The organism is Mesobacillus subterraneus (genome assembly GCF_003937825.1).
In the GTDB taxonomy this organism is placed as follows: domain Bacteria; phylum Bacillota; class Bacilli; order Bacillales; family Cytobacillaceae; genus Mesobacillus; species Mesobacillus subterraneus.
Genome location: NZ_RSFW01000002.1, coordinates 270926 through 295107, shown reverse-complemented (window position 1 = coordinate 295107; position 24182 = coordinate 270926). Strand labels below are relative to the sequence as shown.

Annotated in this window: 21 protein-coding genes and 1 other annotated feature; of the genes, 4 read left to right on the top strand and 17 right to left on the bottom strand. The window is 41.8% G+C overall.

Going from position 1 to position 24182, the window contains the following annotated elements; genetic code table 11:
* Nucleotides 1-840: 840 nt before the first annotated feature.
* The 6 genes from pepF to EJA10_RS01845 all read right to left on the bottom strand — a co-directional run bounded on the left by pepF (nucleotide 841) and on the right by EJA10_RS01845 (nucleotide 8248).
* On the bottom strand, nucleotides 841-2658 hold the full coding sequence (gene pepF, locus EJA10_RS01870) for an oligoendopeptidase F (RefSeq protein WP_125478288.1): 1818 nt from the start codon (nucleotides 2656-2658) through the stop codon (nucleotides 841-843).
* 126 nt (nucleotides 2659-2784) lie between these two features.
* Nucleotides 2785-4017 (bottom strand): competence protein CoiA, encoded by a 1233-nt coding sequence (locus EJA10_RS01865; RefSeq protein WP_170169029.1) that lies wholly within the window; start codon nucleotides 4015-4017, stop codon nucleotides 2785-2787.
* Between the two features lie 90 nt (nucleotides 4018-4107).
* Complete coding sequence (gene cls / locus EJA10_RS01860; RefSeq protein WP_125478286.1) at nucleotides 4108-5619, bottom strand: cardiolipin synthase; 1512 nt, start codon at nucleotides 5617-5619, stop codon at nucleotides 4108-4110.
* 154 nt (nucleotides 5620-5773) lie between these two features.
* A complete protein-coding gene (mecA, locus tag EJA10_RS01855; protein WP_125478285.1) occupies nucleotides 5774-6445 on the bottom strand; it encodes an adaptor protein MecA in 672 nt (223 codons plus the stop codon).
* Between the two features lie 404 nt (nucleotides 6446-6849).
* Nucleotides 6850-7245 (bottom strand): transcriptional regulator SpxA, encoded by a 396-nt coding sequence (gene spxA, locus EJA10_RS01850; RefSeq protein WP_125478284.1) that lies wholly within the window; start codon nucleotides 7243-7245, stop codon nucleotides 6850-6852.
* A 433-nt stretch (nucleotides 7246-7678) separates the two neighbouring features.
* The gene (locus EJA10_RS01845) at nucleotides 7679-8248 is read right to left on the bottom strand and encodes a GNAT family N-acetyltransferase (RefSeq protein ID WP_125478283.1); all 570 of its coding nucleotides are present in this window, start codon (nucleotides 8246-8248) and stop codon (nucleotides 7679-7681) included.
* A 207-nt stretch (nucleotides 8249-8455) separates the two neighbouring features.
* On the opposite strand from EJA10_RS01845, the gene EJA10_RS01840 reads away from it, so the two are divergent.
* Entirely contained in the window at nucleotides 8456-8644 is a 189-nt protein-coding gene (locus EJA10_RS01840; RefSeq protein ID WP_125478282.1) for a hypothetical protein, read from the top strand.
* 101 nt (nucleotides 8645-8745) lie between these two features.
* On the opposite strand, the gene EJA10_RS01835 is transcribed toward EJA10_RS01840, so the two are convergent.
* The 6 genes from EJA10_RS01835 to EJA10_RS01810 form a co-directional block, all read right to left on the bottom strand.
* A complete protein-coding gene (locus tag EJA10_RS01835; protein WP_125478364.1) occupies nucleotides 8746-9930 on the bottom strand; it encodes a putative glycoside hydrolase in 1185 nt (394 codons plus the stop codon).
* Between the two features lie 194 nt (nucleotides 9931-10124).
* Nucleotides 10125-11066 (bottom strand): ABC transporter ATP-binding protein, encoded by a 942-nt coding sequence (locus tag EJA10_RS01830; protein ID WP_125478281.1) that lies wholly within the window; start codon nucleotides 11064-11066, stop codon nucleotides 10125-10127.
* A 22-nt stretch (nucleotides 11067-11088) separates the two neighbouring features.
* The gene (locus EJA10_RS01825; RefSeq protein WP_125478280.1) at nucleotides 11089-12123 is read right to left on the bottom strand and encodes an ABC transporter ATP-binding protein; all 1035 of its coding nucleotides are present in this window, start codon (nucleotides 12121-12123) and stop codon (nucleotides 11089-11091) included.
* A gap of 18 nt (nucleotides 12124-12141) precedes the next feature.
* A complete protein-coding gene (gene opp3C, locus EJA10_RS01820; protein WP_125478279.1) occupies nucleotides 12142-13170 on the bottom strand; it encodes an oligopeptide ABC transporter permease in 1029 nt (342 codons plus the stop codon).
* Complete coding sequence (gene opp3b / locus EJA10_RS01815; protein WP_125478278.1) at nucleotides 13170-14099, bottom strand: oligopeptide ABC transporter permease; 930 nt, start codon at nucleotides 14097-14099, stop codon at nucleotides 13170-13172. The genes opp3C and opp3b overlap by 1 nt, the downstream gene beginning before the upstream one ends.
* 145 nt (nucleotides 14100-14244) lie before the next feature.
* Nucleotides 14245-15954 carry a peptide ABC transporter substrate-binding protein gene (locus EJA10_RS01810; protein ID WP_125478277.1) on the bottom strand — a complete coding sequence of 570 codons (1710 nt, stop codon included), beginning with the start codon at nucleotides 15952-15954 and terminating at the stop codon, nucleotides 14245-14247.
* 272 nt (nucleotides 15955-16226) lie between these two features.
* On the opposite strand from EJA10_RS01810, the gene EJA10_RS01805 reads away from it, so the two are divergent.
* Both EJA10_RS01805 and trpS read left to right on the top strand, forming a co-directional pair.
* Nucleotides 16227-16586, top strand: a complete 360-nt coding sequence (locus EJA10_RS01805; RefSeq protein WP_125478276.1) for a DUF3899 domain-containing protein — start codon at nucleotides 16227-16229, stop codon at nucleotides 16584-16586.
* A 68-nt stretch (nucleotides 16587-16654) separates the two neighbouring features.
* Nucleotides 16655-16881 (top strand) — a binding site (T-box leader).
* An 81-nt stretch (nucleotides 16882-16962) separates the two neighbouring features.
* Nucleotides 16963-17952 (top strand): tryptophan--tRNA ligase, encoded by a 990-nt coding sequence (gene trpS / locus EJA10_RS01800; RefSeq protein ID WP_125478275.1) that lies wholly within the window; start codon nucleotides 16963-16965, stop codon nucleotides 17950-17952.
* 179 nt (nucleotides 17953-18131) lie between these two features.
* Here the strand turns inward: trpS and EJA10_RS01795 are convergent, their stop codons facing one another.
* Together EJA10_RS01795 and EJA10_RS01790 are read right to left on the bottom strand one after the other, a co-directional pair.
* On the bottom strand, nucleotides 18132-18878 hold the full coding sequence (locus EJA10_RS01795) for a YjbA family protein (protein WP_125478274.1): 747 nt from the start codon (nucleotides 18876-18878) through the stop codon (nucleotides 18132-18134).
* A gap of 81 nt (nucleotides 18879-18959) precedes the next feature.
* A complete protein-coding gene (locus tag EJA10_RS01790; RefSeq protein ID WP_211340515.1) occupies nucleotides 18960-19175 on the bottom strand; it encodes a YuzI family membrane protein in 216 nt (71 codons plus the stop codon).
* A gap of 501 nt (nucleotides 19176-19676) precedes the next feature.
* Between EJA10_RS01790 and EJA10_RS01785 the strand changes: the two genes are divergently transcribed.
* A complete protein-coding gene (locus EJA10_RS01785; protein ID WP_125478273.1) occupies nucleotides 19677-20465 on the top strand; it encodes a nuclease-related domain-containing protein in 789 nt (262 codons plus the stop codon).
* A 36-nt stretch (nucleotides 20466-20501) separates the two neighbouring features.
* Here the strand turns inward: EJA10_RS01785 and opp4C are convergent, their stop codons facing one another.
* Genes opp4C through opp4A form a run of 3 tightly spaced genes read right to left on the bottom strand, consistent with a single transcriptional unit; the run spans nucleotide 20502 to nucleotide 24146 of the window.
* Nucleotides 20502-21410, bottom strand: coding sequence for an oligopeptide ABC transporter permease (gene opp4C / locus EJA10_RS01780; protein ID WP_125478272.1), 909 nt, complete (start codon nucleotides 21408-21410; stop codon nucleotides 20502-20504).
* A gap of 11 nt (nucleotides 21411-21421) precedes the next feature.
* Nucleotides 21422-22387: an oligopeptide ABC transporter permease gene (opp4B, locus tag EJA10_RS01775; RefSeq protein ID WP_125478271.1), complete on the bottom strand. Its 966-nt coding sequence runs from the start codon at nucleotides 22385-22387 to the stop codon at nucleotides 21422-21424.
* 37 nt (nucleotides 22388-22424) lie between these two features.
* Nucleotides 22425-24146: an oligopeptide ABC transporter substrate-binding protein gene (gene opp4A, locus EJA10_RS01770; protein ID WP_246017640.1), complete on the bottom strand. Its 1722-nt coding sequence runs from the start codon at nucleotides 24144-24146 to the stop codon at nucleotides 22425-22427.
* Nucleotides 24147-24182 lie beyond the last annotated feature (36 nt).

Here is a 24182-nt window from a genome sequence, read left to right as displayed (position 1 = left end):
CAACAAAGTTTACGATTATAGCCTTACATACGGAAAAAGGCCTCGCAGCTCTCCAACTGCCAGGCCTTTTCTCTATTATACGAACAAAGGGGATGGGAGAAATTTTTCACGGTCAAACAAAGGGGTAAATGTTTGCTTGTGATCAACTTCACGAGATAAATATACCATAACCCTTCCCCCTATCACAATAGACTTGTGTGTTATTTCACAATATTGTCAAATACCAATCATGTTCAAGAGGACAACAGCATATACTTAACTACAATGCTATCTTTCGGGGTGATCGAAATGGATAAATTAGGGCTCTTCCTTATAGGACTGTTCATACTTTTTTCATTCATCTTTCACATTGGTGGCTTGATGCACCTCGTCCCATTATATGTGACCTCCCCGATCCTGTTTTTATCATTATTTATTTTAGTACTATACTTAAATAACCGGAAAAAGTTTAAAGGGTTTTAGTTGAGTATAGGTAGTTCTTACACTTTGATTGATCCTTTGGTTTTACCTATTAATGGAAAAAGTAGTGAAAATCGGAAATTCCGTAGTGAAAACCGAAAATTTCGTAGTGAAAACCAAAAATATCGTTTTAATAGCAACAGTTATAACCAAAAACGACGCTTTTCTGAAGTGTCTCCACCCATTCTCAGAGTGAATCCCAGCTTTTTTACTAAAACTCTACCCACTTTCGAACTAAACCGCAGCCTTTTCGCCTGCGTTTTCCTAGCTGCTTCACTAATTCCTGCCTAATCCCTCAACATTTCGATGTGATGAAGCCGGAATTATATTCTCACCTGAAAAAACCGGCCGCATGATTACATGCGGCCGGTTTCCTATTGATTATGAAAGCAATGCTTCCATCTCGTTCAGCTTTTCTTCAAAAACCTTCAATGCTTCTTCAATTGGTTTAGAGCTTGTCATATCGACTCCAGCTTTTTTCAGGACTTCGATTGGATAATCCGAGCTTCCTGATTTCAGGAACTCGATATAACGCTCGACCGCCGGCTGTCCTTCTTCGAGGATCTGCTTGCTCAATGCAGTTGCGGCGCTGAACCCAGTCGCATACTGATAAACATAGTAGTTGTAATAGAAATGCGGGATTCTTGACCACTCAAGACCGATTTCCTCATCAATCACGATGTCTTCTTCGCCAAAGTATTTTTTGTTCAGCTCATAGTAATCTTTTGTAAGTGAATCGGCTGTCAATGCTTCATTGTTCTGCGCTTTCTGGTGGATCATGTGTTCAAATTCAGCAAACATCGTCTGCCTGAACACTGTTCCTCTGAACCCTTCGAGGTAATGATTCAGCAGATACAGGCGCTTCTGCTCATCATCGATCGTCTTCAGCATATAATCATTCAACAATGCTTCATTGCAGGTTGACGCCACTTCAGCCACGAAAATCGAGTAGCTGCCATATGGATATGGCTGTGTCTTCCTTGTGTAATAGCTGTGCAGAGAATGGCCGAATTCATGGGCCAGCGTGAACAAGTTATTCACATTGTCCTGCCAGTTCATCAGGATATACGGGTTTGTGCCATACGCTCCCGATGAATAGGCCCCGCTGCGTTTTCCTTTGTTTTCATAAACATCAACCCAGCGATTTTCAAAGCCTTCCTTCAAGATGCTGTTGTATTCCTCACCCAGAGGCTCCAATCCTTTTAGAACATACTCTTTCGCTTCTTCATACGGAATTTCCATCTTAGCATTCTTCACAAGCGGCGTATACAGGTCATACATATGAAGCTTTTCTAGGCCAAGGACCTTGCGGCGCAGCTTGACATACTTGTGAAGAAGATGAAGATTGTCATTCACCGTGTTCACAAGGTTTTCGTATACACTTTCAGGAATGTTGTTCGCAGAAAGTGCAGCATGTCTTGCTGAATCATACTTACGTACTCTTGCGTTAAAATTATCTTTTTTGATATTGCCACTCAATGTGCTGGAGAATGTATTCTTGAAGCTGCCATACGTTTTGTATACAGCTTTGAATGCATCCTCGCGCACTCTGCGGTCTTCACTTTCAAGGAAGCGGATATAGCGCCCGTGAGTGATTTCGACCTCTTCGCCATTTTCATCCTTAATGGACGGGAACTCGAGATCCGCATTGTTCAGCATTCCAAATGTATTGGATGGTGAACTCATCACCTCGCCTGCTTCAGCAAGAAGTGCCTCTTGCTCAGCTGACAGGACATGCGGACGCTGGAGGTTGATTTCTTCCAACGCATGTTCATAGAGCTTCAGTTCTTCTTTTTCCGCTAAAAACCCTTTGATTTTCTCTTCCTCAACAGCAAGGATTTCCGGAACGATGAACGCAAGGCTGCTTCCCGCCTGGGAATAAAGGTTCTTAATGCGGTCATCCAGTCCCTGATAGAAAGAATTCGTCGTATCCTGATCATAGCGCATATGCGCATATGTATAGAGTCTGCCAAGGCGCTCAAGCAATTGGTCCTGCAGTTGAAGCGCATTGTACAGCTGGTCAGCACTTTCGCCCAGCTTGTCCTGGTATTCCTGAACGGAAGGAATAAGTGCCTTTACATCATCGAATTCTTTTTCCCATGCTTCATCATTTGCGAAAATATCCTCAAGTCTCCACGTATGCTCGGCGGCGACCTCGTCTCTTGCTGGCAATTTCTTTACAGCAGTTTCATTCGACATATTGATCCTCCTTACGACATTTCGAAATTCGAAAAACTTTTCTAGTATCATAATTCGCTATGGGGTACAGATTTCCTTCTACTTTTTAAAGTTTTTCACTTTTTATATACCCCATTCTTAACTTCCTTATTTTACGCTTTGAACAATCTTTTCATGTCTCTGAAAAAAGTCTTCTTCAATTTTATTTTGGAATCTCTTAAAAAATTCTGCCGCTGATTCTACAGCATCCTGATAATTTCCATGTAAACAGAGCTCCCTCTTTACCTTTACAGTACCTGAATCGATCTTTGTCAAAAACGTCACCTTCGTTAAAAGGAAAATGTATTCAGCTAAAGCATACAAATATGTTCTCTCCCCTGAAGCAGGCAGATTCCTGAGCAGAATATCCCCTGTTCTTAACCGCTTATTGAACGCTTCCCGGATAGTGGGATAGTGAATCACTTCGCCTGCCTTATAATGACGTAATACATCCAGGTAAAGATACGCCTGCCAAATAAATGATGGGGTTTCGATGAAAGGGCTGGAGTATACAGGGAGACCAATTTCAGGAGGGAGAGTCAGAAGATTTAATCGGTTAAGGTAAAGGTCTTGAAGGAAGCGGTTATTCTGCGCTCCCGGATACATCAGGTAACGGGATTTGATTTTTTGATTTTCAGTTTGCCAGCTTTTCAGCATAGGAAATGGTTTGGCGACAGGATTTATTAGTTGGTTGATAGAGCAGGTTGAAAGTGGATGGATTTGCAAATTGGTTAGTGTTTTTCTTGAGGAAAGCGGAATGGCTCCATGAAGCACAACGAACTGTTTTGTAATCGGACAATATGCTGGAAGACTCCAGGTTCGTTCCGGCTGACGCAGAAATAAATATAGGAATTGATTCATTGAAACGGTGAAACTTCCTTTCCGTTTGATTAAGCTTTCGGCAGCAATCCAAACTGGAATGTAATCGTTTTCAAGGTAGGCTGAATTCCTTTTTACAAACAGTTCTTCCGGAATAACAGAGCATTGGAATTCAAGCGCATATTTCTGATTCTGCCATTCAAAGGTGATATCAGGTTTTTGCCTGATTTGCTCATCATACTTCTCGAGCTCAGCGTTAATGCCCTGATGAATCAGCCAGTTGTATAACTGCAGCTTCCCGGATAAGTGGTATTCTGACTCCCTGTCATAACGAGATTCACAGCTGCTTCCTGCCAGATGCGAAAAATGCCAGATTTTCCTGGAACCCAGCTTGAGGATCACCTCCTCTTTGCATTGTGGACAATGGAATTTGTCATTCGACCTGATTTTGACTAATTCCTCTTTAGTCCAGCTTGCACCGAGAGATAATCTTTCTCCATTGCTTCGATTTGCTACTAGCACATTTAATGCGCCTCCTTTCATCAGTAAGATTTCGCCGCTGCCTGGGTAAAACCCTTTTTGAATATAAAAAAACCCGGAAATGATCCGGGGTTAGAGCATCGGCGACAGCAGCCTGGAGGTTGATTCAAGCAGTCTGTAGCCAATATGGCGCTTGCTGAAGTCGTCCATCATAATTTGCTTTGATACGAGCAGGTCCTTTTCGAATTCTTCGACAAGCTTCTCTGTGCTGGATGTTTTATAAAGAAAGGCATTGACCTCGAAATTAAGGTGAAAGCTCCTCATATCCATGTTCGAGGTGCCGATGGATGCAAGCTGGCCATCGACAATGACAATTTTGCTGTGCATAAAGCCTTTTTCATATTCGTAAATTTTAACGCCTGCTTCCAGCAATTCAGGGAAATACGATCTTGATGCATAGAAAACAATTTTTTTATCCGGCTTATGCGGCACGAGCAGCCTGACATCGAGACCGCTAAGGGCCGCCACCTTTATTGCCGTAAAAATATCTTCATCAGGTATGAAGTAGGGCGATGCGATCCATACAGATCTATCTGCCGAAGAAATCATTGAAAAGAATATATTCTTTATGACACTCCATTCATTATCAGGGCCGCCAGCAATCATCTGGACTCCGCCATGTGTATTTTCCTCCAGTGCCGGAGAAAGGTACTCTGTGGTCAGCAAGCTGTTGTTAGTCATGTAAAACCAATCCTGGAGAAAAATGAGCTGCAGGCTCCTGACGGCTTCTCCCCTGGCCATCAGATGGGTGTCCCGCCAAAAGCCGAATCCTTCATCCCTGCCGAGGTACTCGTCGCCGATATTCAATCCGCCGACAAATCCGACGGACCCATCAATCACGATGATTTTCCGATGATTCCGGAAGTTGAACTTGCTATTCAGAAACGGAAGTCTGACGGGACCAAATTCCACCATTTCCACTCCGGCATCGATCAATTCGCCAATATACTCATTTGAAAGCTTCCATGAGCCAACTGAATCATAAAGGAAACGTACTATAACCCCTTGCTTCGCTTTTTCGATCAGCACGCTCTTGATTTCCTGCCCAATCTCATCATGACGGACGATATAATATTCCATGTGGATATGGTGTGTTGCCTTTTTCAACTCGGCAAGGATATGGCAGAATGTTTCATCACCATTTGTCAGAACTTTTGATGTTGTAGCAAACGATATCGGACTATTACCCAGCTGCTGGGCAAGATGGAACAATCGACGGTGATCCTCTTCCATCTCCTGCATTCGGACTTCATTTACTCTCTCAGCATCCCCTTCAATTTTGGAAAAGGTTTGTTTATCGAGAAAATATTTTCGGCGAAACATTTTTTCCTTGCGATGATTACGTCCAAACAACAAGTAAAATATGAAACCGACAACCGGAAATCCTCCGAGAACAACAATCCAGGTCAAAGTCTGGGCTGGATGGCGGTTCTCAAGAAAGATGACAAAACTGATAAAAATGACGGTCAATGACATAAAAATACTGATATATCCAAGGTAGACTGCATCAAGTTTTTCATAAAAAAAATAATAAATTCCAGCAAGCAGCAAGACAAACATTAGAATCCGCACTGTGTTCTTCATGGTAAATCACCTGTTTCTCTCTCTGATTTCTTTCCACAGCCACTGGATTATGAGGTTAAGGAAAGCATTAGTTATATATACGATTCTATTTAAGAAAGGGATTCATACAAATTATATCAAAAAAGCCGATTTCATCTCTGAAATCGGCCTGCAGTCAGGAAAAATGCTTCCTTATGACACTAAACACATCTTCTCCGATAATCTTGTTACCATATTCATCGAGACGGTGAATGGTAATCGTCGATTCCAATCCATATTCGAGAAGCACGCTTAGGATATTATCAATTTCTTCTTCGTCCTCAAAATCCTGCTCAGGAAATTCAATGTAAAGATAATACTTGTCAGAGTAGCTGTACAAGCTCGTCTTTATTTTATCTACTCCCGGCCGTTTTGACAGGGCAATGATATCCTCGAAATCCTTGAAATATAACAGGAATTCAAGATCGTCCTCATAAACTGGATCTAAATCCTCCAGCTCTTTCGCATTGAATTGCTGGTCCAACAGTTCCTCGATTCTTTCATCGACTGGCAGATCCTTCAGTTTATCATTCGGCAACGGCAATTCAAATTTAGGACCATCCTTGGATAGCTGGGCCTTAGTTACCAAGACTTCCAGGCCTTTTTCAAGCGCCTGAACCTGGATCCATAAAGGGCCTTCCACCGCAAACTCTTCTTCTGCATGGACTTCATCCATCATCTCCCAGAACAGTTCTTCACTGCGATCGCGGTTGTACCAGATTTCCTCCCGATCAAAGCCGCGCTCCTCTATGTCCATATATGAAATATAAAACTTAACCGTATTTTCATTAATACGTTCGATTTCCATTCGCTTTCTCTCCCTTCCAGGCAAAGATTTGAAGGGACTATATACCCCCAAAAAGCTGTTGGTCTTTATCTTTTACCCTTAATAAATAAGCCTAAATCACCTTGTTTTTATAAAGGGAAGGTAAATAGAATAACGATCTTGTACTTTTATTTTATGTTATATTAAGCCAATTTGGAAACAAAATATACACCCATTTTTCGAAAAGGCTAATATACACAGCAATTAAAAGTATTCTTTATATTTTAGCAGAAATCCATGCTGAATTCAATTTAGCAGCACGTTTAAAAATGCTTTGCTCACATGTTTCGTACTAAAATAAACAGAAAGCCACGTGCTCGGAATGGGCTTTCGGATAATCGATTTTTGTAAACAAAAACAAAAAGCCCCCATAAGGGAGCCTTGTATTAGTTGACCAGTCTTTGAGCTTCTCTCAGCTGGAATGTACGTACTTTTCTTGGCAGGAATCGTCTGATTTCATCTTCATTGTACCCAACCTGCAGTCGCTTTTCATCAATGATAATCGGGCGTCTCAGCAATCCCGGATTTTCTTTAATCAATTCGAATAATTCCTGTAATGGCATGGTTTCGAGATTCACATCCAGCTTTTGGAATGTCTTTGAACGTGTTGAAATGATTTCATCCGTCCCATCCTCGGTCATGCGCAGGATTTCTTTTATTTCATCAATAGATAAAGGCTCAGAGAAGATATTCCTTTCCTGATATGGAATCTCATGTTCTTCCAGCCATGATTTCGCTTTTCTGCAAGAGGTACAACTTGGTGAAGTGTATAAAGTGACCATTGGTTATTCACACTCCCTTAGATTTACTTATATATTATTTGCTGCAAATGAGCTGTCATTTTCTTAAATAATAATAAGTTTAATTTTATAATTCCTATTGATTATTATACACCAAGGATCGGATAAAAGGTATCCCTTTCAAGAAAATATTCCGGGTAACTATGTAAGAATTTTCTCTTCTATATATATAACGAACTAAAAAGAAAAAGGTTTCATTAAATTTAATTATTTTTCATCGCCCTTCTAGTCCTATCTATATAAATATTCGTATAATTTTCGCTGCATGTGTCCGTATCGCTTGATTTTTCATAATTTAATAATTTATACCCGCCTTCGAGAAGAATAAACTGTTTTTTAAAAAAATATCATTTCTCATTTAAGTGCATGAAAATGAAAACGCAACCATGGTTGATACACCAGGTTGCGCTGTTTTTTATAAGTCCTCGAGCAGGTCGTCCCGCTTGTCTTCCATGGTCAAGACTTCATCAACCGGCTGGTACGACTCTCCGTAGAACGTTTTGTCCTTATATGTGTGGATTAAATTATAGGTTTTTTTCATTGCCTCATACACAAGCTCTTCTGATTCCTGATTTGGGGCCCGAAACAGGATTTCCATTTCATTGATTTCTTTTGTGGCCAGCGACCTTCTCCTGTAACCGATCGTCCTCGCGTGTTCAAAGCCTTCGCGTTTATAGAACTTAAGCCGTTTTTCTGTATCGGTATCCTCATAATTAATGGGCTCTACTTCAAGAATGATGGGCTTTCCTTTTTCTTTCAGCATCTCTATGAGCTTGTGTCCTAAACCCTGCCCTCTCGTTTCCTTTGATACAAATAGATAATCGATGAAGACAAAGTCATCTGTTTCGACGTACATAAGCACATGGCCCGAACCTTCATCTTTATGATAAATCTCTGGCCGTTCCTTCAACAGGGTTTCCATATGTTCTTTTGATTTCATTTCCTCAATTGGGAAATACTGATTCAATTTTTCATACCAATGCATTGCTTATCTCCTTTTTACATTTATTCCATCCTGATAAGCACCCAGCTTTTCTTATATATACATGATCAAAATGCTAGTATTATTTTTTCTTTATAAAGTTCTTTTAATACGCGAACAATTCTTTTAAAATAAAGATGAACGGGGATCATGAATATATTTATCACAACTGCATTCTTTAGATTGTGAAAAAAAAGGTGGAGGTTTATCATGGGCGGTTACATAATGGATTTAACCATCGTTGCTTTGCTGATCGTGGGAATCACTGCTACAATTGGTGTCATCACCAATGGAGTGGGAAACAAATTCTTCAGCGGCAATAAAAGAAATGAATTCGTCGACCAGTCAACACGATTGCAACACGGCTGGAAAAACGTTGGCGGCGGACATAAATCCTAGATTCCGTTTCCGATTATTTATTATACCGATAATTCCAAAGATAATCTAATGATATGAAAAAGGCTGAAATGAGTTCATTTCAGCCTTTTTCATTTTCTTTACTAAGGTGTGTAATCGACATTCGGGGTGTATCGGTTGCTTGCGTTCCATAGCAGGTATTCATCAATTCCCTGATCCTTCAGTGCCCTGATCTGGTCCTCAACCTCTTTCTTTCCATATACAAGGTAATTTCCTTTTCCTAACCATGAGGCAGTGAAGTCCTGAAGCCACGGGCGTGAGACTGGAGGGGTCTTCAACTCAGAAAGTTTTCGGTTCTCGAGCTTTGCATATTCTTCAACAAGTCGATACGGTTCAGTATCAGGCTTGGCGATCCCAAAATAAGAAGTCCAATGGCTCGGATAAATCATGGAAGAAATGACATCCACATTTTCGGAAATCTTCGAAAAGTTTTGGCCGATGCCCGGAGCCTCAGGCAAAGTAGCTGTATAACCAAAAATGTCTACCGACACTTTTACATCATAAGGTCTCAGTTTTTCGCGTGCATAGGCTACAAAATCAGTTACTGCTTTTACACGCTTTTGCACATTATCCATTTCCACATCTTTATAGTCCCCAATGGAGTACTCAAGAGTCGCATCCCTTTTTTCGAATCCCTCAGGGAAGCGTACATAATCAAACTGGATTTCCTGGAAGCCCATTTTCGCCGCTTCAATCGCAATCTGTACATTATAATCCCATACATCCTGGACAAATGGATTTACGAACGACTCTCCCCTTCCATTCTTCCAGACCTTGTCCCCATCCTTGAAAGACCACTCAGGCTTCTTATTGGCCAGTTCTGTATCCTTGAACACAACTACCCTTGCAATCGGGTAAATTTGTTTTTCCTGAAGGGTATCCATCAGCTTTTTCATATCTTTGATATAAGGCTTGCCAATATCCCTAAAAGGAGAATTTTCTTCCGGTTTGTATGTAAGGTATCCATGATCTTCTTTGATGTCAATAACCATAGCATTCAGGTCTGTCTCATCCACCAGCTTAGTGAGGCTTGAAAACTTCTCTCCGCCAGCAGAGTTCCCGGTCACATAAATGCCTCTAACGGCATCAGGATATTCGAATTCATACCCTGAGCTGAATTTGAATCTAGGCATTTGCTCTGGAATATCCCTAACCAATGATTGATGCTCCCTAACAGGAAGCTGTTCTGTTTGCTGTTCGGCAAAAGCGGTGCCGCCAGCCTGTGAAAAAGAGGCAGCCAATAGTGCTGCTGCTGCGATTTTTTTCAATTGCACATGCATCTCTCCCTTCAAACTTCCATGACTCATACATGATAGCGAAAAATAGTATATTTATCTATATGTCTATTTTACCCACTTTCGACAGTTTTAGATATTATAGTTTAATATTTTCACTTGGCATATATTTCCTGCATTTGTAACTTCAAAAAAAGAACGATCTCAAATGAAGAGATCGTCTAAGTTTATTTCACATATTGCTGCTGGTATTGCTTTAATTCTTTTTCAGAACAATACACGTAGTGCCCTGGCGAAACTTCGCGCATCTTCACTTCTTCACCGTCTGCGTACTGATGTACGTTCGGATCATATGTCTTGCGTCGGCGTGTACGCTCAGATTCTGGGTCTGGAAGCGGAATCGCAGACAGAAGCGACTGAGTGTAAGGATGCAGCGGGTTGTTGTAAAGGTCTTCAGCAGGAGCTAATTCTACCAGCTTGCCGAAGTACATAACACCAATTCTGTCACTGATATATTTAACCATTGATAGATCGTGTGCGATAAACAAGTATGTTAAACCTTTTTCACGCTGAAGCTTCTTCATCAGGTTGACAACCTGTGCCTGAATCGAAACATCAAGAGCTGAAATTGGTTCGTCTGCGATAATGAATTCGGGCTGCACTGCAAGTGCGCGTGCAATACCGATACGCTGTCTTTGTCCGCCTGAGAACTCATGCGGATAACGGTTGGCGTGTTCTCTGTTTAATCCAACGGTTTCGAGCAGCTCATACACCATTTCCATTCTGTCCTTATTGCTTTTAGCAAGACCATGGATATCAATGCCTTCAGCAATGACGTCGGATACCTTCATTCTTGGGTTCAAGGATGCATAAGGATCCTGGAAAATCATCTGCATGCTTCTGTTGAATTTCTTTAGATCTTTTTTATTTTTCTTGCCATGAACATTTTCGCCTTTGTAAAGGACTTCTCCATCAGTCGCTTCATACAGCCTGATGATCGTTCTGCCAGTTGTGGATTTACCACAGCCTGATTCACCAACAAGCCCAAGTGTCTCTCCTTTAAAAATATCAAAAGAGATTCCATCAATGGCTCTTACTTCATTGGGTTGACCCATGTTGAAGTACTGCTTAAGATTCTTTATTTCAAGAAGCTTTTCTCTATTTTCCATTAGGCCAGTCCTCCTCCTACAGTTATTTCGCGCCCATGAATTTGCGCATTCTGCTCTTCACAGCTGCCGGTGGTTCTACTTTAGGAGCATCTGGATGCAACAGCCATGTAGCAGCGTAATGAGTGTCGGAAACTTTAAACATCGGAGGCTGTTCTTCTAAGTCGATTTGCATTGCATATTCGTTACGCGGCGCAAATGCATCTCCCTTTGGAGGGTTCAGCAAGTTAGGCGGCGTTCCTGGAATTGCATACAGTTCTTCTTCTTTTGCATCCAAACTTGGCATTGAGCTGATCAATCCCCAAGTGTAAGGGTGTTGCGGGTTGTAGAAAACTTCATCAACAGTACCGATTTCCACGATTTTACCACCATACATAACGGCTACCCTGTCAGCAACGTTCGCAACGACTCCAAGGTCATGCGTGATAAAAATAATCGAAGTGTCGATTTTATTCTGCAAATCCTTCATAAGCTCAAGAATCTGTGCCTGAATCGTTACGTCCAAAGCAGTTGTCGGCTCATCGGCAATCAAAACCTTCGGATTGCAGGCTAGGGCAATCGCAATAACAACCCTTTGCCTCATACCGCCAGAAAATTGGTGCGGATATTGCTTTATCCTTAATTCAGGTTTAGGAATTCCTACAAGCTTAAGAAGCTGGAGTGCACGCTCTCTTGCAGCAGATTTACTCATGTCCTGATGCTTGATTAGCGGCTCCATGATTTGTTTCCCTACAGTCATTGTCGGGTTCAATGAAGTCATCGGATCCTGGAAAATCATCGAAATATCTTTTCCGCGGATCTTTTGCATTTGTCTATCCGTCAATTTTGTTAAATCCTTACCATCAAACAAGATTTCACCCTGCTTAATTTCAGAGTTGCCTGGCGGCAGAAGTTTCATGATGGCCTTGGTTGTTACCGATTTACCTGAACCAGACTCACCCACGATCGCAAGGGTTTCACCCTTTTTCAGTTCAAAGTTCACACCGCGGATCGCTTTCACTTCGCCCGCAAATGTATGGAAGGAGATATTTAAGTCCTTAACTTCTAGAATATTTTCCATAATACATTCACCTGCCCTTTAATCACGCATTTTCGGATCAAGCGCATCGCGCAATCCGTCTGCCAGCATATTGAACGTAATCATGATAATACTGATGACAACAGCTGGAATTATCATCTCATGTGGGTGCAATCTCAGCACTTTAAATCCTTCATCAATCAATGTACCAAGTGATGCATAAGGCTCCTGAAGTCCCAGTCCGATAAAGCTCAAGAACGCTTCGAAGAATACCGCATTCGGAATCGTGAACATCGTGTTGATAATAATGACACCCGCAAGGTTTGGCAACAAGTGTTTTGAGATGATCTTTCCATCACTGTTACCTAAAGTTTTGGAGGCAAGGACAAATTCCTGCTCCTTAAGTTTAAGTGTTTGCGCACGTACGACACGGGCCATACCTACCCAGCCAGTGATCGTCAATGCGATCGTAATAGATATGATACCAGGATCAAGTACCAGAATCATCAGAATTACAACAATCATCGTAGGAATACCAACAAGAATTTCAGTAATCCTCTGCATGACATTATCCAGTCGTCCGCCGAAATATCCAGAAATCGATCCATAGGCAACACCGATGATCATATCAATCGTCGCAGCCAACAGTGCGATATACAAGGAAATCTGTGTACCTTTCCAGACACGGGTAAAGAGGTCGCGTCCGAGAGCATCGGTACCAAACCAGTAGTATTCATCTACCTTTTTCACTTCATACATATCAATTTCCTTGCCCGCTTTATTCACCTTTACTCCATCAAATGGAAGCCAGCTGATATGTTCAAGTCCCTGAATTTTTGGCGGCAAGTTGTTGTGGCTAACATTTTGCTTGTCAAACTCTTTTCCGCTGATCAGTGGTCCAACCAGGGCAAGTATCACAACAATTCCCATAACTATTAAGCTGAAAAGCGCACCTTTATTCTTACGGACACGCATCCAAGCATCCTGCCAGAATGTTAAGCTTGGCTTGTTGATTTCCTCGCTTTTAGACGCATCAATTTCAGCCGGTCTAAAACGATCTTTTGAAATTTTTGGTTCAAAGTCAGCCATTACTTATTCCCTCCAGACAGCCTGATGCGTGGATCGATGATTCCATAGAGAATATCCACAACAAGGATGATAACTACGAATAAAGCAGCAAAAAGAATGGTTGTTCCCATGATAACAGGGTAATCATTAACTGTAATTGATTTTACGAACTGTTCACCTAGACCCGGAATCGCAAAAATCTTCTCAATTACAAGAGAACCTGTCATCAATGAAATCGCCAACGGTCCTAGTACAGTAACCAATGGAATTAAAGCATTTCTTAAGGCATGCTTAAAAGCGATTTCAAAGAAGCTTGCACCTTTTGCTTTCGCCAATGTGATATAGTCAGAACTTAGAACTTCAATCATTTCAGTTCTCATGAAACGTGCCGCAATGGCGATTGGCAACATGGATAGAGCAATTGTTGGCAGGATGGTGTATTCAAATCCACGCCAGAAGAGAACTGGGAACCAGCCTAATTTAACGCCAACAAAATATTGAAGCAAACCAGCAAATACGAAGTTCGGAATCGATTTACCCAAAACAGCAACAAATGTAGAACTATAGTCAACCCAGGTATTCTGCCTCAAAGCCGCGAATATACCAAGCAAGATACCGACAATCGTTCCCAAAAGCATGGCCTGTGCTCCTAGCTGCATGGATGGTCCAAGGCGCTTAAACATCAAGTCCGTAACTGGTGTGTTGTTGAACTGGAAGGAAATTCCAAGGTCACCTTTCAGCAGATTGCCAATATATATGGCATACTGCACAGGTACAGGCTGATCCAGACCATATTTTGCCTTCATGATTTCCATTTGAGCAGGACCTAATTTATTTGCACTAGCAAATGGTGTACCTGGAATGATCTTCATTAGGAAGAATGTTAGGGACGCAATGATGAATAGTGTCAAAAACATATAAAGTACCCTTTTTAACAGGTATTTTGCCATATCTGTGCACCTCCTGTATTATTTCAATTTTCCCTATTGTTCGACAAATGCCGCACAGGGAAAAAGAGAGTATATCTAGATATACTCTCTTTCTATCATCAGAATTATTACACTCTGAAATAAGAAACTGCTTCAATTATTATTATTATTCAGCTTCAGTGATCTTAACCCACTGGAAGCTATAGTCAGGACCGTAGTTATAGATCGCAAGACCTTTTACTGCTGGGTTTAATAGGATGTTATTTGCACGCTGGTATACAGGAGCTAGACCAGCATCTTCTTCAAGCATGATTCTTTCAGCTTCCTGCTGTGCTTCCCAGTTCTTTTCTGGGTCAGTAGCTAGTTCGCCTTGAGCAGCTTTGATCAGCTCATCATACTTCTTGTTAGAATATCCCATTCTGTTGCTTCCGCCATCAGTGATCCAAAGGTCAGTGAACGACAATGCGTTACCGTAGTCAGGACCCCATCCAGCGAATTGAAGATCGTAATCCATAGCGTTGTCACGCTCTAAACGTACTGCGAAAGGAACACTTTCAAGTTTGACAGTCAAACCAGGAAGATTTGTTTCTAATTGGTTCTTGATGTAAGCATCTGTCTTCTTAGCTGCTTCAGTGTCTCCACCAAGGTAGCGGATTTCAAGCTTATCTACACCAAGTTCCTTAAGACCTTGTTCCCAGTGCTTCTTAGCTTCTTCAGCATTGAAAACGATTAGGTCGCCGTGCTTTTCACGGAAGTCTTCTCCGTTAGGGCCTGTTACGAAGTCTTTTGGTACAAAGTAGTTTGCAGCTACAGATCCATTGTTAAGGATGCTATTAGCAAGGTCTTCTTTATTGAAGCCCATAGCGATCGCTTTACGGATATTAACGTTTGCAAGAGCTTCGTTCTTTTGGTTCATCTTGATCCAGAATACTACTGGGTCATTCCATCTAAGCATACGATCGTCGCCTTCGTATGAAGGTACGATGTCAGAAGAAAGCAATCCAGTCATGTCTGTTTCGCCAGCTTCAAATGCATTTACAGCAGAGTTTGAATCTTTAACGACGTTAACAGTGATTTTCTCAAGAGTTACATCGTCAGCACTGTGGTACTCAGGGTTTTTCACAAGTACCCACTCAGTTGCGTCAGTACCTTCCCATTTTTCCATTTTGAATGGACCGTTGTAAAGTAAGTTTTCAGCATTGCTAGCGAACGCGTCGCCTTTTTCAGTTACGAACTTTTCGTTCTGTGGGTAGAATGTTGGGAATGCGAATAGGTCTTCCCAGTATACTACTGGCTTTTCAAGAGTTACTTCTAGAGTCTTGTCGTCAAGCGCTTTAACGCCAAGGTCCTCAAGGTTGTAATCTTTCTTAGCAGCACCAGCTTCTGTGATTTCAGCTGCTCCCTTGATTTTGCCACCCATCATGTAAGGACCATATGGTGAAGCAGTTGCAGGGTCGATCGCACGGCGCCATGCGAACACGAAGTCGTGTGCAGTTACAGGCTCACCGTTAGACCATTTAGAATCTTTAAGTTTGAAAGTGTAAACTTTCTGGTCATCGCTGATTTCAGGTGCTCCGTCTGCAAGTGCAGGAACAGGCTTGTGATCCTGGTCAAGACGGTATAGACCTTCACCTACGTTGTTTATGTAAGTGAAACTTGTAGAACCTTCAGCAAGTACGGTGTCCATAGTTGGGATTTCAGAAGAATCCAGCATTCTTAATTCCTGTGGTACGTTAGCTACTTCTTCGCCTGTTGCGTCATCTTTGTCAGCAGGCTTTTCTCCCTCAGTATTGTCTTTTCCGCCGCTGCACGCAGTCAGGAAAAGAGAGAATACTAGAGTCAGAATCAAAAGCAATGAAAATTTTGACTTTTTCAAAGGTATGCCCCCTCTTTTTTGTTGTTTTCTGAAAACTTTTTACATTCCCTATTATACATAGATTAAATTAAATGTTCAATATTTTTACGATAAAAATTTACAACATTGAAACAATAGTAATAATTTTCCTTGATAAAATGTGTTATAATGGTGACTTATCAGCCTTTTACCATAAAAATAAGGGTTTTTCTTTTGTAATATTTCGCGTTTTTCAACTGAAATATTCACGGAATTACTTTTATGAAATAACAATATAAGGGAGAAATTATAAAATGCGTAATAGAGTTGGGAAAATTTTTTATGGATTTTTTGGCTCACAGTTACTAGTTACTATCATTTCGTTAGTTAATTACGGAGGATTGTCACTGCTCAACTATATAAATATCTCTTTTTACGTTGCAAGCATCCTGCTGTTCACATCCCTGATGGTCTTCACCATTAATTCAGGTTTCTTCGATACAATGTCCTATTCTTTCCGGACAGTTTTTGCCGGAAAGGAAGAGAAAAAGAAATCATTCGAAGAAATGACACCCTTGTCTGAACTGATCACTTTCAATGCCAATCCCCTCCTCGTTGTCGGGCTCTTGGATTTCCTGCTGATGCTTGCAGCATTGTACATTTATTATTTGTAAAAATCAGCCTGAGTCCCTTGCTTATTGACCAGGATTTGATTATAATCTTTTTAATAATAATCCATGGTTACAAAGCAATGATGAAGAGTAGTACCTTTGCATTAGGCTTTCAGAGAGTTTGTGGTTGGTGGGAACAAACAGCCTGGCATTGGGAATGGACTTCTGAGCTCCTGTTTCGAACCCAAGTAGATTCAGGCGTAAATCCTGCGTTAAAGGAATCCATGCTTCACTGGCATGGGCAGAGTGACTCATTCGTGAGTAATTAGGGTGGCAACACGGACCATTCGTCCCTACGTAGGTAGGGGTGAATGGTCTTTTTTTATATTCTTTTGGCTTTGCAAGCCCTAGGAACACTTTTTTATCAGGAGGAATTTATATGCAAACCATTTTTTCAGGCATTCAGCCAAGCGGCACGATCACCCTTGGCAACTATATCGGCGCCATGAAGCAATTTACTGAACTGCAGGAAGAATATAATTGTTACTTCTGCATCGTCGACCAGCATGCCATCACTGTCCCGCAGGACCGCCTGGAGCTTCGCAAAAACATTAAAAGCCTGGCGGCACTGTATATCGCTTCCGGAATCGATCCGGATAAAGTTACACTTTTCATCCAGTCGGAGGTCCCTGCCCACGCTCAGGCAGGATGGATGATGCAATGTGTCGCGTATATCGGCGAACTGGAAAGGATGACACAGTTCAAGGATAAATCAACGGGCAAAGAAGCGGTATCAGCAGGGCTTTTAACATACCCTCCTTTGATGGCTGCGGATATCCTGCTGTATGGAACGGATCTTGTACCTGTTGGAGAAGACCAGAAGCAGCATCTTGAACTGACAAGAGATCTGGCTGAGCGCTTCAACAAAAAATACAATGACATCTTTACAATCCCGGAAGTTCGGATCGCCAAGGTTGGTGCAAGGGTCATGTCCCTTCAGGACCCATTGAAGAAAATGAGCAAATCCGATCCAAACAATAAAGCTTTCATTTCCATGCTGGATGATCCCAAGCAAATTGAGAAGAAAATCAAGAGTGCTGTCACAGACTCAGAAGGCATCGTGAAATATGACAAAGAAAACAAACCGGGAATCTCCAACCTCTTGTCCATCTATTCCATTTTGTCCGGCAAGTCAGTTGAAGATATTGAGAAAGAATATGAAGGAAAGGGTTATGGCGATTTTAAAGCTGACCTTGCTAAAGTAGTAATTGATGTAATCGAGCCAATCCAGAAAAAGTACTTCGAACTCATTGATTCACCTGAACTGGATGCTATTCTTGATCAAGGTGCTGAAAAAGCCAACCGCGTAGCAGGCAAAATGATCAAGAAGATGGAGAACGCGATGGGCCTTGGCCGCAAACGCAAGTAAATATAATCGAGAGCTGGATGATTCCGGCTCTTTTTTTGTGCAATTGCAAACAAAAACGCATGCGCTTCGAAGGGCTAGGCTCTGGAGCTTGATTAGGAAATCTTCATGAAGTGATCCATAACTCAATACTTTATAATTTCCTTAACCACAAGAAAAAGAGCTGATACAGATTCAGCTCTCTAGTTTACTTTTGGACCATGCTCCATTTCCCATAGCTTTTCGAAAAAGGATTGTCCTTTTATGATGTTTTCGCAAAACTTTTCATGTTTTCCCGACCAGCCATACTTCGTTTCTTCATAAAGCTGCTCCCATACCTCTTCAAAAGAAAGCTGTTGGATTTCTTCATATAACTCCGGCTTCCATTCCGTGAACCAATAGCGGACTTCGGCCACATTTTTCGAAGAGCTGAGCTGGTCCATCGCCATGAACAACAGCTGCTTCAATTGTCTTTCTTTTCTCGTCAACCCCCGCATCAAGTCCGGAGATGGGGACAGGATGTGGAAATCCTTCAATGCGGTTTGGTCATTGAATCCGTAATGGATTGTATCCTGGTTTTCAATCATTTCATAAACCAGCTGTTCCTGTCTTGGGATTAGTCGGCTCTTCCGGATCGGAATATTGTAGCCGATCGTATCGACCGCCAGTATTCCAGTACCATCCGATACGACGAAACAGTAATCCAGCTGTGTGCGTTCATGGTTTTTCCTCAAGTATGCCTTGCGGTAAATATCATCCAGAAGCTGTTGAGGCAACTCTGATAAATCATTTTCAATGTAATTAAATAACAGATGGTCAATTTTCAGAAGCGGCACCTGATCAAGGAGCTCCACTCCATCATCTTTGCGCCATTCATGGAAATGACAGACATTATAGCCGTTCTCTTCCCCTTCGAACCAGTTTACCCAGACATCATGAAGATACAACATGATTTATAACCCCTCACTTCAAGAAACTGTTTGTCCATCAGTATGGGCAGCACTAAGTAAAATTATTCCTTAAAAGGAAGATCAATTTGCATCATGATCGTGGGGCCAATAAATGCTCATCCAGATAATCCCGATCCCCGCAGGCAGAAGGTAGCACTCCACCCTCCTGGAGATAAAAGCCAGATACTCATCAACTCCGTGGCCAGCCGTAATCAAATTTAAGTAAGCAATCGTGCTGACCCCTCCGGAAACAGCCAGTCCAAAACCAATCGTCAGCACAAATAATCTAAAAATCATCAGAGTGGCTCATTTCAATATATTTTCTTCTACTACACACTACCCTCACCCCGGCCTGTCCATTTTTATCATTTATATGAAGGAATGGGGGTGGAAAGTACCTGTAACTGCTTTAATTGTGGCATTTTAGAATATAATCAGTTTTTCATGAATATCTGACCAGTTTAAGGAATATATCGTCTACTTAAGGAATATATTCATTTTTTAAGGAATAACCCTTCTTTGTCAAAAGATCTCCACATTTATCTATAGGAAATCATACTTTTTCAACGAATTTTCTTCAATAATCCATCTAAAGGAGTGAGATTTTGTTTTCCAAAGACAGAGATGTACCTTATAAACTGAAAGCCCAAGAGGCCCTAATGCGCCGTCTCCGTGAAAATCACCCCATACTGCCAATCATTGAAGAAGATCACCGAAAAAAGCTGGCCGGATTAAGAGGTGAAAAGGAACTGGATTATCAATTAACGTTCCTGCCGGAAAATAAATACCTTATAATCAATGACCTGCGCTTACAGCAAGGCGGCCACTTTTTTTCAAATCGATACCCTCCTGATTTCTCCTCATCTTTCCTTTATTATCGATTCCAAAAATATTGCAGGAACAATTATCTTTGATCATGAATTCAGCCAGTGTATCCGGATCTTTAATGAAAAGGAAGTAGGTATCCCTAATCCCTTTACCCAAGCACAAAGACACTTTCGCCAATTGTCTCAGTGGCTCGCTGAACATAAACTCCCGCCTTTGCAATTCGAATACCTTGTGGTCATTGCAAATTCTTCTACAATTATAAAATCGAAAGGGTCACATCATCATCACAATTTCCGCGTTGTTCATGCTGATCTTCTGTTATCAAGATTAATTGATTTAGAGAAACGTTATCCTAAAGGCGCTTTTGACATGAAAGAGATTAAAAGAATTGCAAAACAATTGGTCAAATTCCACGTTCCCTTCAAACCAAATATATTTGATATCTATTCAATCCATCCGGATGAAATCAAAAAAGGAGTCCAATGCCCTCAGTGTATGGCAATCCCCATGCGAAAAATCCACGGCACCTGGTATTGCCCTAACTGCCATAAAACTTCTAAAACTGCTCATATCCACGCACTTAGTGATTATTATTTTCTTTACGGACAACATATAACTCTCCGTCAATTTTCTGATTTCCTTCTGTTCCCGAGTACAAAAACGAAGGCTGCTTCCACTCACCTTATTTCCCTTAATCTTCCCTTTACTGGCACAAAAAAGGGGCGGGTCTATGACCTCACCCCTCTAATAGAAAAATAGACAAAATAAAAAATCTACCTGTTAATGGTAGATTTTTTAACGGCGTGATCTTGGATTCAATGCGTCCTTTAATCCTTCACCTACAAAGTTGATTGACAAGATTGTAAGAGTGATGGCAAGGGCTGGTGGAATCCAGATCCACGGCTTTCCTTGTAGTACGTCTGGTTCATTTGCGAATGCCAGCATATTTCCCCAGCTTGGGATTTCTGATGGAACACCGAATCCTAAGAAGCTTAGTCCTGTTTCGGCAACGATCATGGAAGCGAACAGGATTGTCGCTTGTACGATGATGGTTGATAATACGTTGGGAAGCAGGTGCTTCGTGATTACCTTGAATGGTGAGCAGCCGATTGAAATGGCAGCCAGAATGTATTCATTCTCTTTTTCAGCCAGAATCTTGCTTCGGACAATCCTCGCAACACCGCCCCAGCTCAGTAAGCTGATAACCAAGATCAAGATGACTAGACCATTGATTTTACCATGGAAAATGGTAGCCAATACGATTACGAAGACCAGGAATGGGAAGTTCAGTACGAAGTCAGTGAAACGCATCAGCATGCTGTCAACGATTCCGCCGAAGTAACCAGCGATTGATCCGACAATTGTACCAAACAAGATAACGAATAGCGTACAGCTAATTCCAACTAATAGTGACACCCTGCCGCCATAGAGCAATCTTGTGAATACGTCACGTCCGTTTTTATCCGTTCCAAGCCAGTGTTCCGCAGATGGCTTCAGGGACATGGAACCAATATTGATTTTTGTAATGTCAATTGTAGTGATATATGGTGCCAGGAAAGAGAGTACGGTTACGAAGATCAAGAAGATCAAGCTTGTCATCGCCAGTTTATTTTTTATAAACTTTCTGCGGGCGATGGCCCAAGGAGAGAGACCCTTTTCTGGCTTCAGGTTAATCTGTGTGTTTTTTGCAGTTGAAATTTCCATAGCCATCCTCCTTAATCAAGCCTGATCCTTGGATCAACGATTCCATAAAGAATATCTGCAACCAGGTTGCCAAACAGTGTCAGGAATGAGAACATCATCGTCAATGTCATAAGAACTGGATAGTCCCGCTGACTGACTGAGTTCAGGAATAACTGACCGATTCCCGGATATGTGAAGATGGTTTCGGTGATGATTGCGCCGCCAACCAATGCCACGATATCGAATCCAAGGAATGTAATAAGCGGAATGATTGAATTCCGTAGGATGTGCTGATTGTAGATCTTGCTTTCTGGTGTACCTTTTGCTCTTGCTGTTCTTACAAAATCCTTGCGGCTGTTTTCTATAATGTCATTACGCAGGAATTGCGTATAGCTTGCAGTACTCAATAAACCTAAAACAAGTGCTGGTAAGAACACATGATGAATTCTGCTTAACCAGTAGCCAGCTGTACCTTCTGTTGTCGAGATATCAACCGATCCATTGGAAGGAAACCACCCTAAATTGAACGAGAAGAAATAGATGGCGAACACACCTGCAACGAATGAAGGCAGTGCCAATCCTATATAGTTTGCGGTACCTATGGCGTTGTCGCCAATTGTGTACGGCTTCCTGCCGGCATAAATACCCATGATAAATGCTAAAACATAAGTGATTAAAATACTAGAAAAACCAAGGAAAATTGTATTTGGCAAACGTTCTGCAATGATTTCACTTGCCGGAATCTTATAACGGGTTGATTTCCCGAAATCTCCCTGCATGAAGTTTGTGATCCATGTGAAATACTGGATGTGGACCGGGTCATTATATCCCAGCTTTTCGCGCATCTCTTCTATGTATGCCGGATCCGTGTTGTTCGGATCGATCTCCCCACTAAGTGAGTCCCCTGGCATAAGTTTCGCCAGGGAAAACACTACAATGGAGATAAGGAAAAGCATAGGTATCATTCCGAGTATGCGTCGTAAACTGTACTTAAGCATATGCATTCTCCTTAACTGAATAGGTGGGGCTTAATGATTATTGCTTGATCCACCATTCATGAGGTGAGTTAGAACCAGAAACGTCGAACTTAACGCCTTGAACACGCTTGGAAACAGCCATAACTTCTTCTAGTTCAAGGATTGGAAGTGATGGAACTTCTTCGTTGAAAATCTTCTGCCAGTCAGCATACAGCTGTGCACGCTTCTCAGTGTCAGTTCCAACTACTTCAAGGTCAACAGCATCTTCCAGAAGCTTTTGAGCTTCATCATTTACCCAACGAGGGTAGTTCCATACAGACTCGATACCCCAAAGTGGTAGTGGATCTGGATCTGCGCCAGTTCCCCATCCGCCGTAGAATACTTCTAGAGCTGGGTCGTCTTTTTCAAGCTGATCGTAGTAAAGGTTAACGTCAGTCATTTGAAGCTCAGACTTCAGGCCAACAGCTTCCCAGTACTGAGTCATAGCTTTTGCACGTGCTTCGAAAGTAGGGTTTCCAGTTGCATAGTGAGAGAACTTAACAGTGAACTTCTCACCTTTTGGATCTTCACGGAATCCATCTCCGTCTTTGTCAACATAACCAGCTTTATCAAGGATTTCTTTTGCTTTTTCTGGATCATATTCATATTGGATCGGCATATCTTTGTTGTCTGCAGCAATCCAGTGTGAAGATGGGATCGGACGGTTTAACGGCTTTCCTAATCCGCTGAAGAATGCGTCTACCCACTCTTGACGGTTGATTGCGAAAAGCATAGCCTGACGCAATTCTTTGCTTGCATACTTGTCTTTATCCATTACGTTTTTCTTGCCATCGTACTTACCAAGCTTGAAGCCAATGTAGTAGTAAGATAAGCCAGGGAATCTTACAACTTCAACGTTATCAAGAGCTTCGATTTCAGGAAGAACTGTTGGGTGGAATGGAGTCATATCAAGTGAACCATTCTTAAGTTCTCCAGTTGTAAGAGAGCTGTCGATAACCTTAACAACGATCTTGTCCAGGTGTGGCGCACCTTTCCAGTAGTTTTCGTTTTTAACTAGTTCTACTGATTCACCAGGGATAACCTTTGCAACTTTGAATGGACCAGTTCCTACAGGCTTCGTACGAACCTGCTCAGAAGCAGCCATGTCTTTAGGATCGATTCCTTCGAATTCTTTGCGTGAAAGCGGGTAAGCCCAAACGTTTTCAAGGTTGTTTACGCGAGCTTTGTCAAAAGTGATTTTCAAAGTATAGTCGTCAACTACTTCAAGACCAGCAATCTTGTCAGCCTTTCCTTCGTTGAAATCCTTTGCACCTTCGATTGTGTTAACGTTAGACCAGCGCTGGTGTTCTCCACCAAGAGTAGCGATTGTTTCAAGAGCGAATACCCAGTCATGAACTGTAAGTTCTTCGCCATTGTGCCATTTTACACCTTTTTCAAATGTGAAAGTGAAAACCTTGTTATCATCGGTAGTCCAGCTAGCGATGTTTGGCTCTGCCTTAAGGTTCTCATCATAGTCGATCAATGCATCGTCGAAGAATGCGATGATGTCATCGTCTCCGTCAGCATCGTAGAAGTTCCAGTTCAAAAGGCCTTTGAACTCAGAGCTTAAAGCGTAAGTCAATGTGCCGCCATCTTGCGGTCCTGTTTCTTCTGCTGCGTTGTCCTTGTCGTTTTCTTTTGGATCATTTGATGTCTTCTTCGTGTCTCCTCCGCTGCACGCAGCAAGGAATGTTGATAAAACCAATACTAGCATCGCTAGCCAAAGCAATGGTTTCTTCATGATTTTCCCCCCGTTTTTTATTGTATTTTTTCGCAA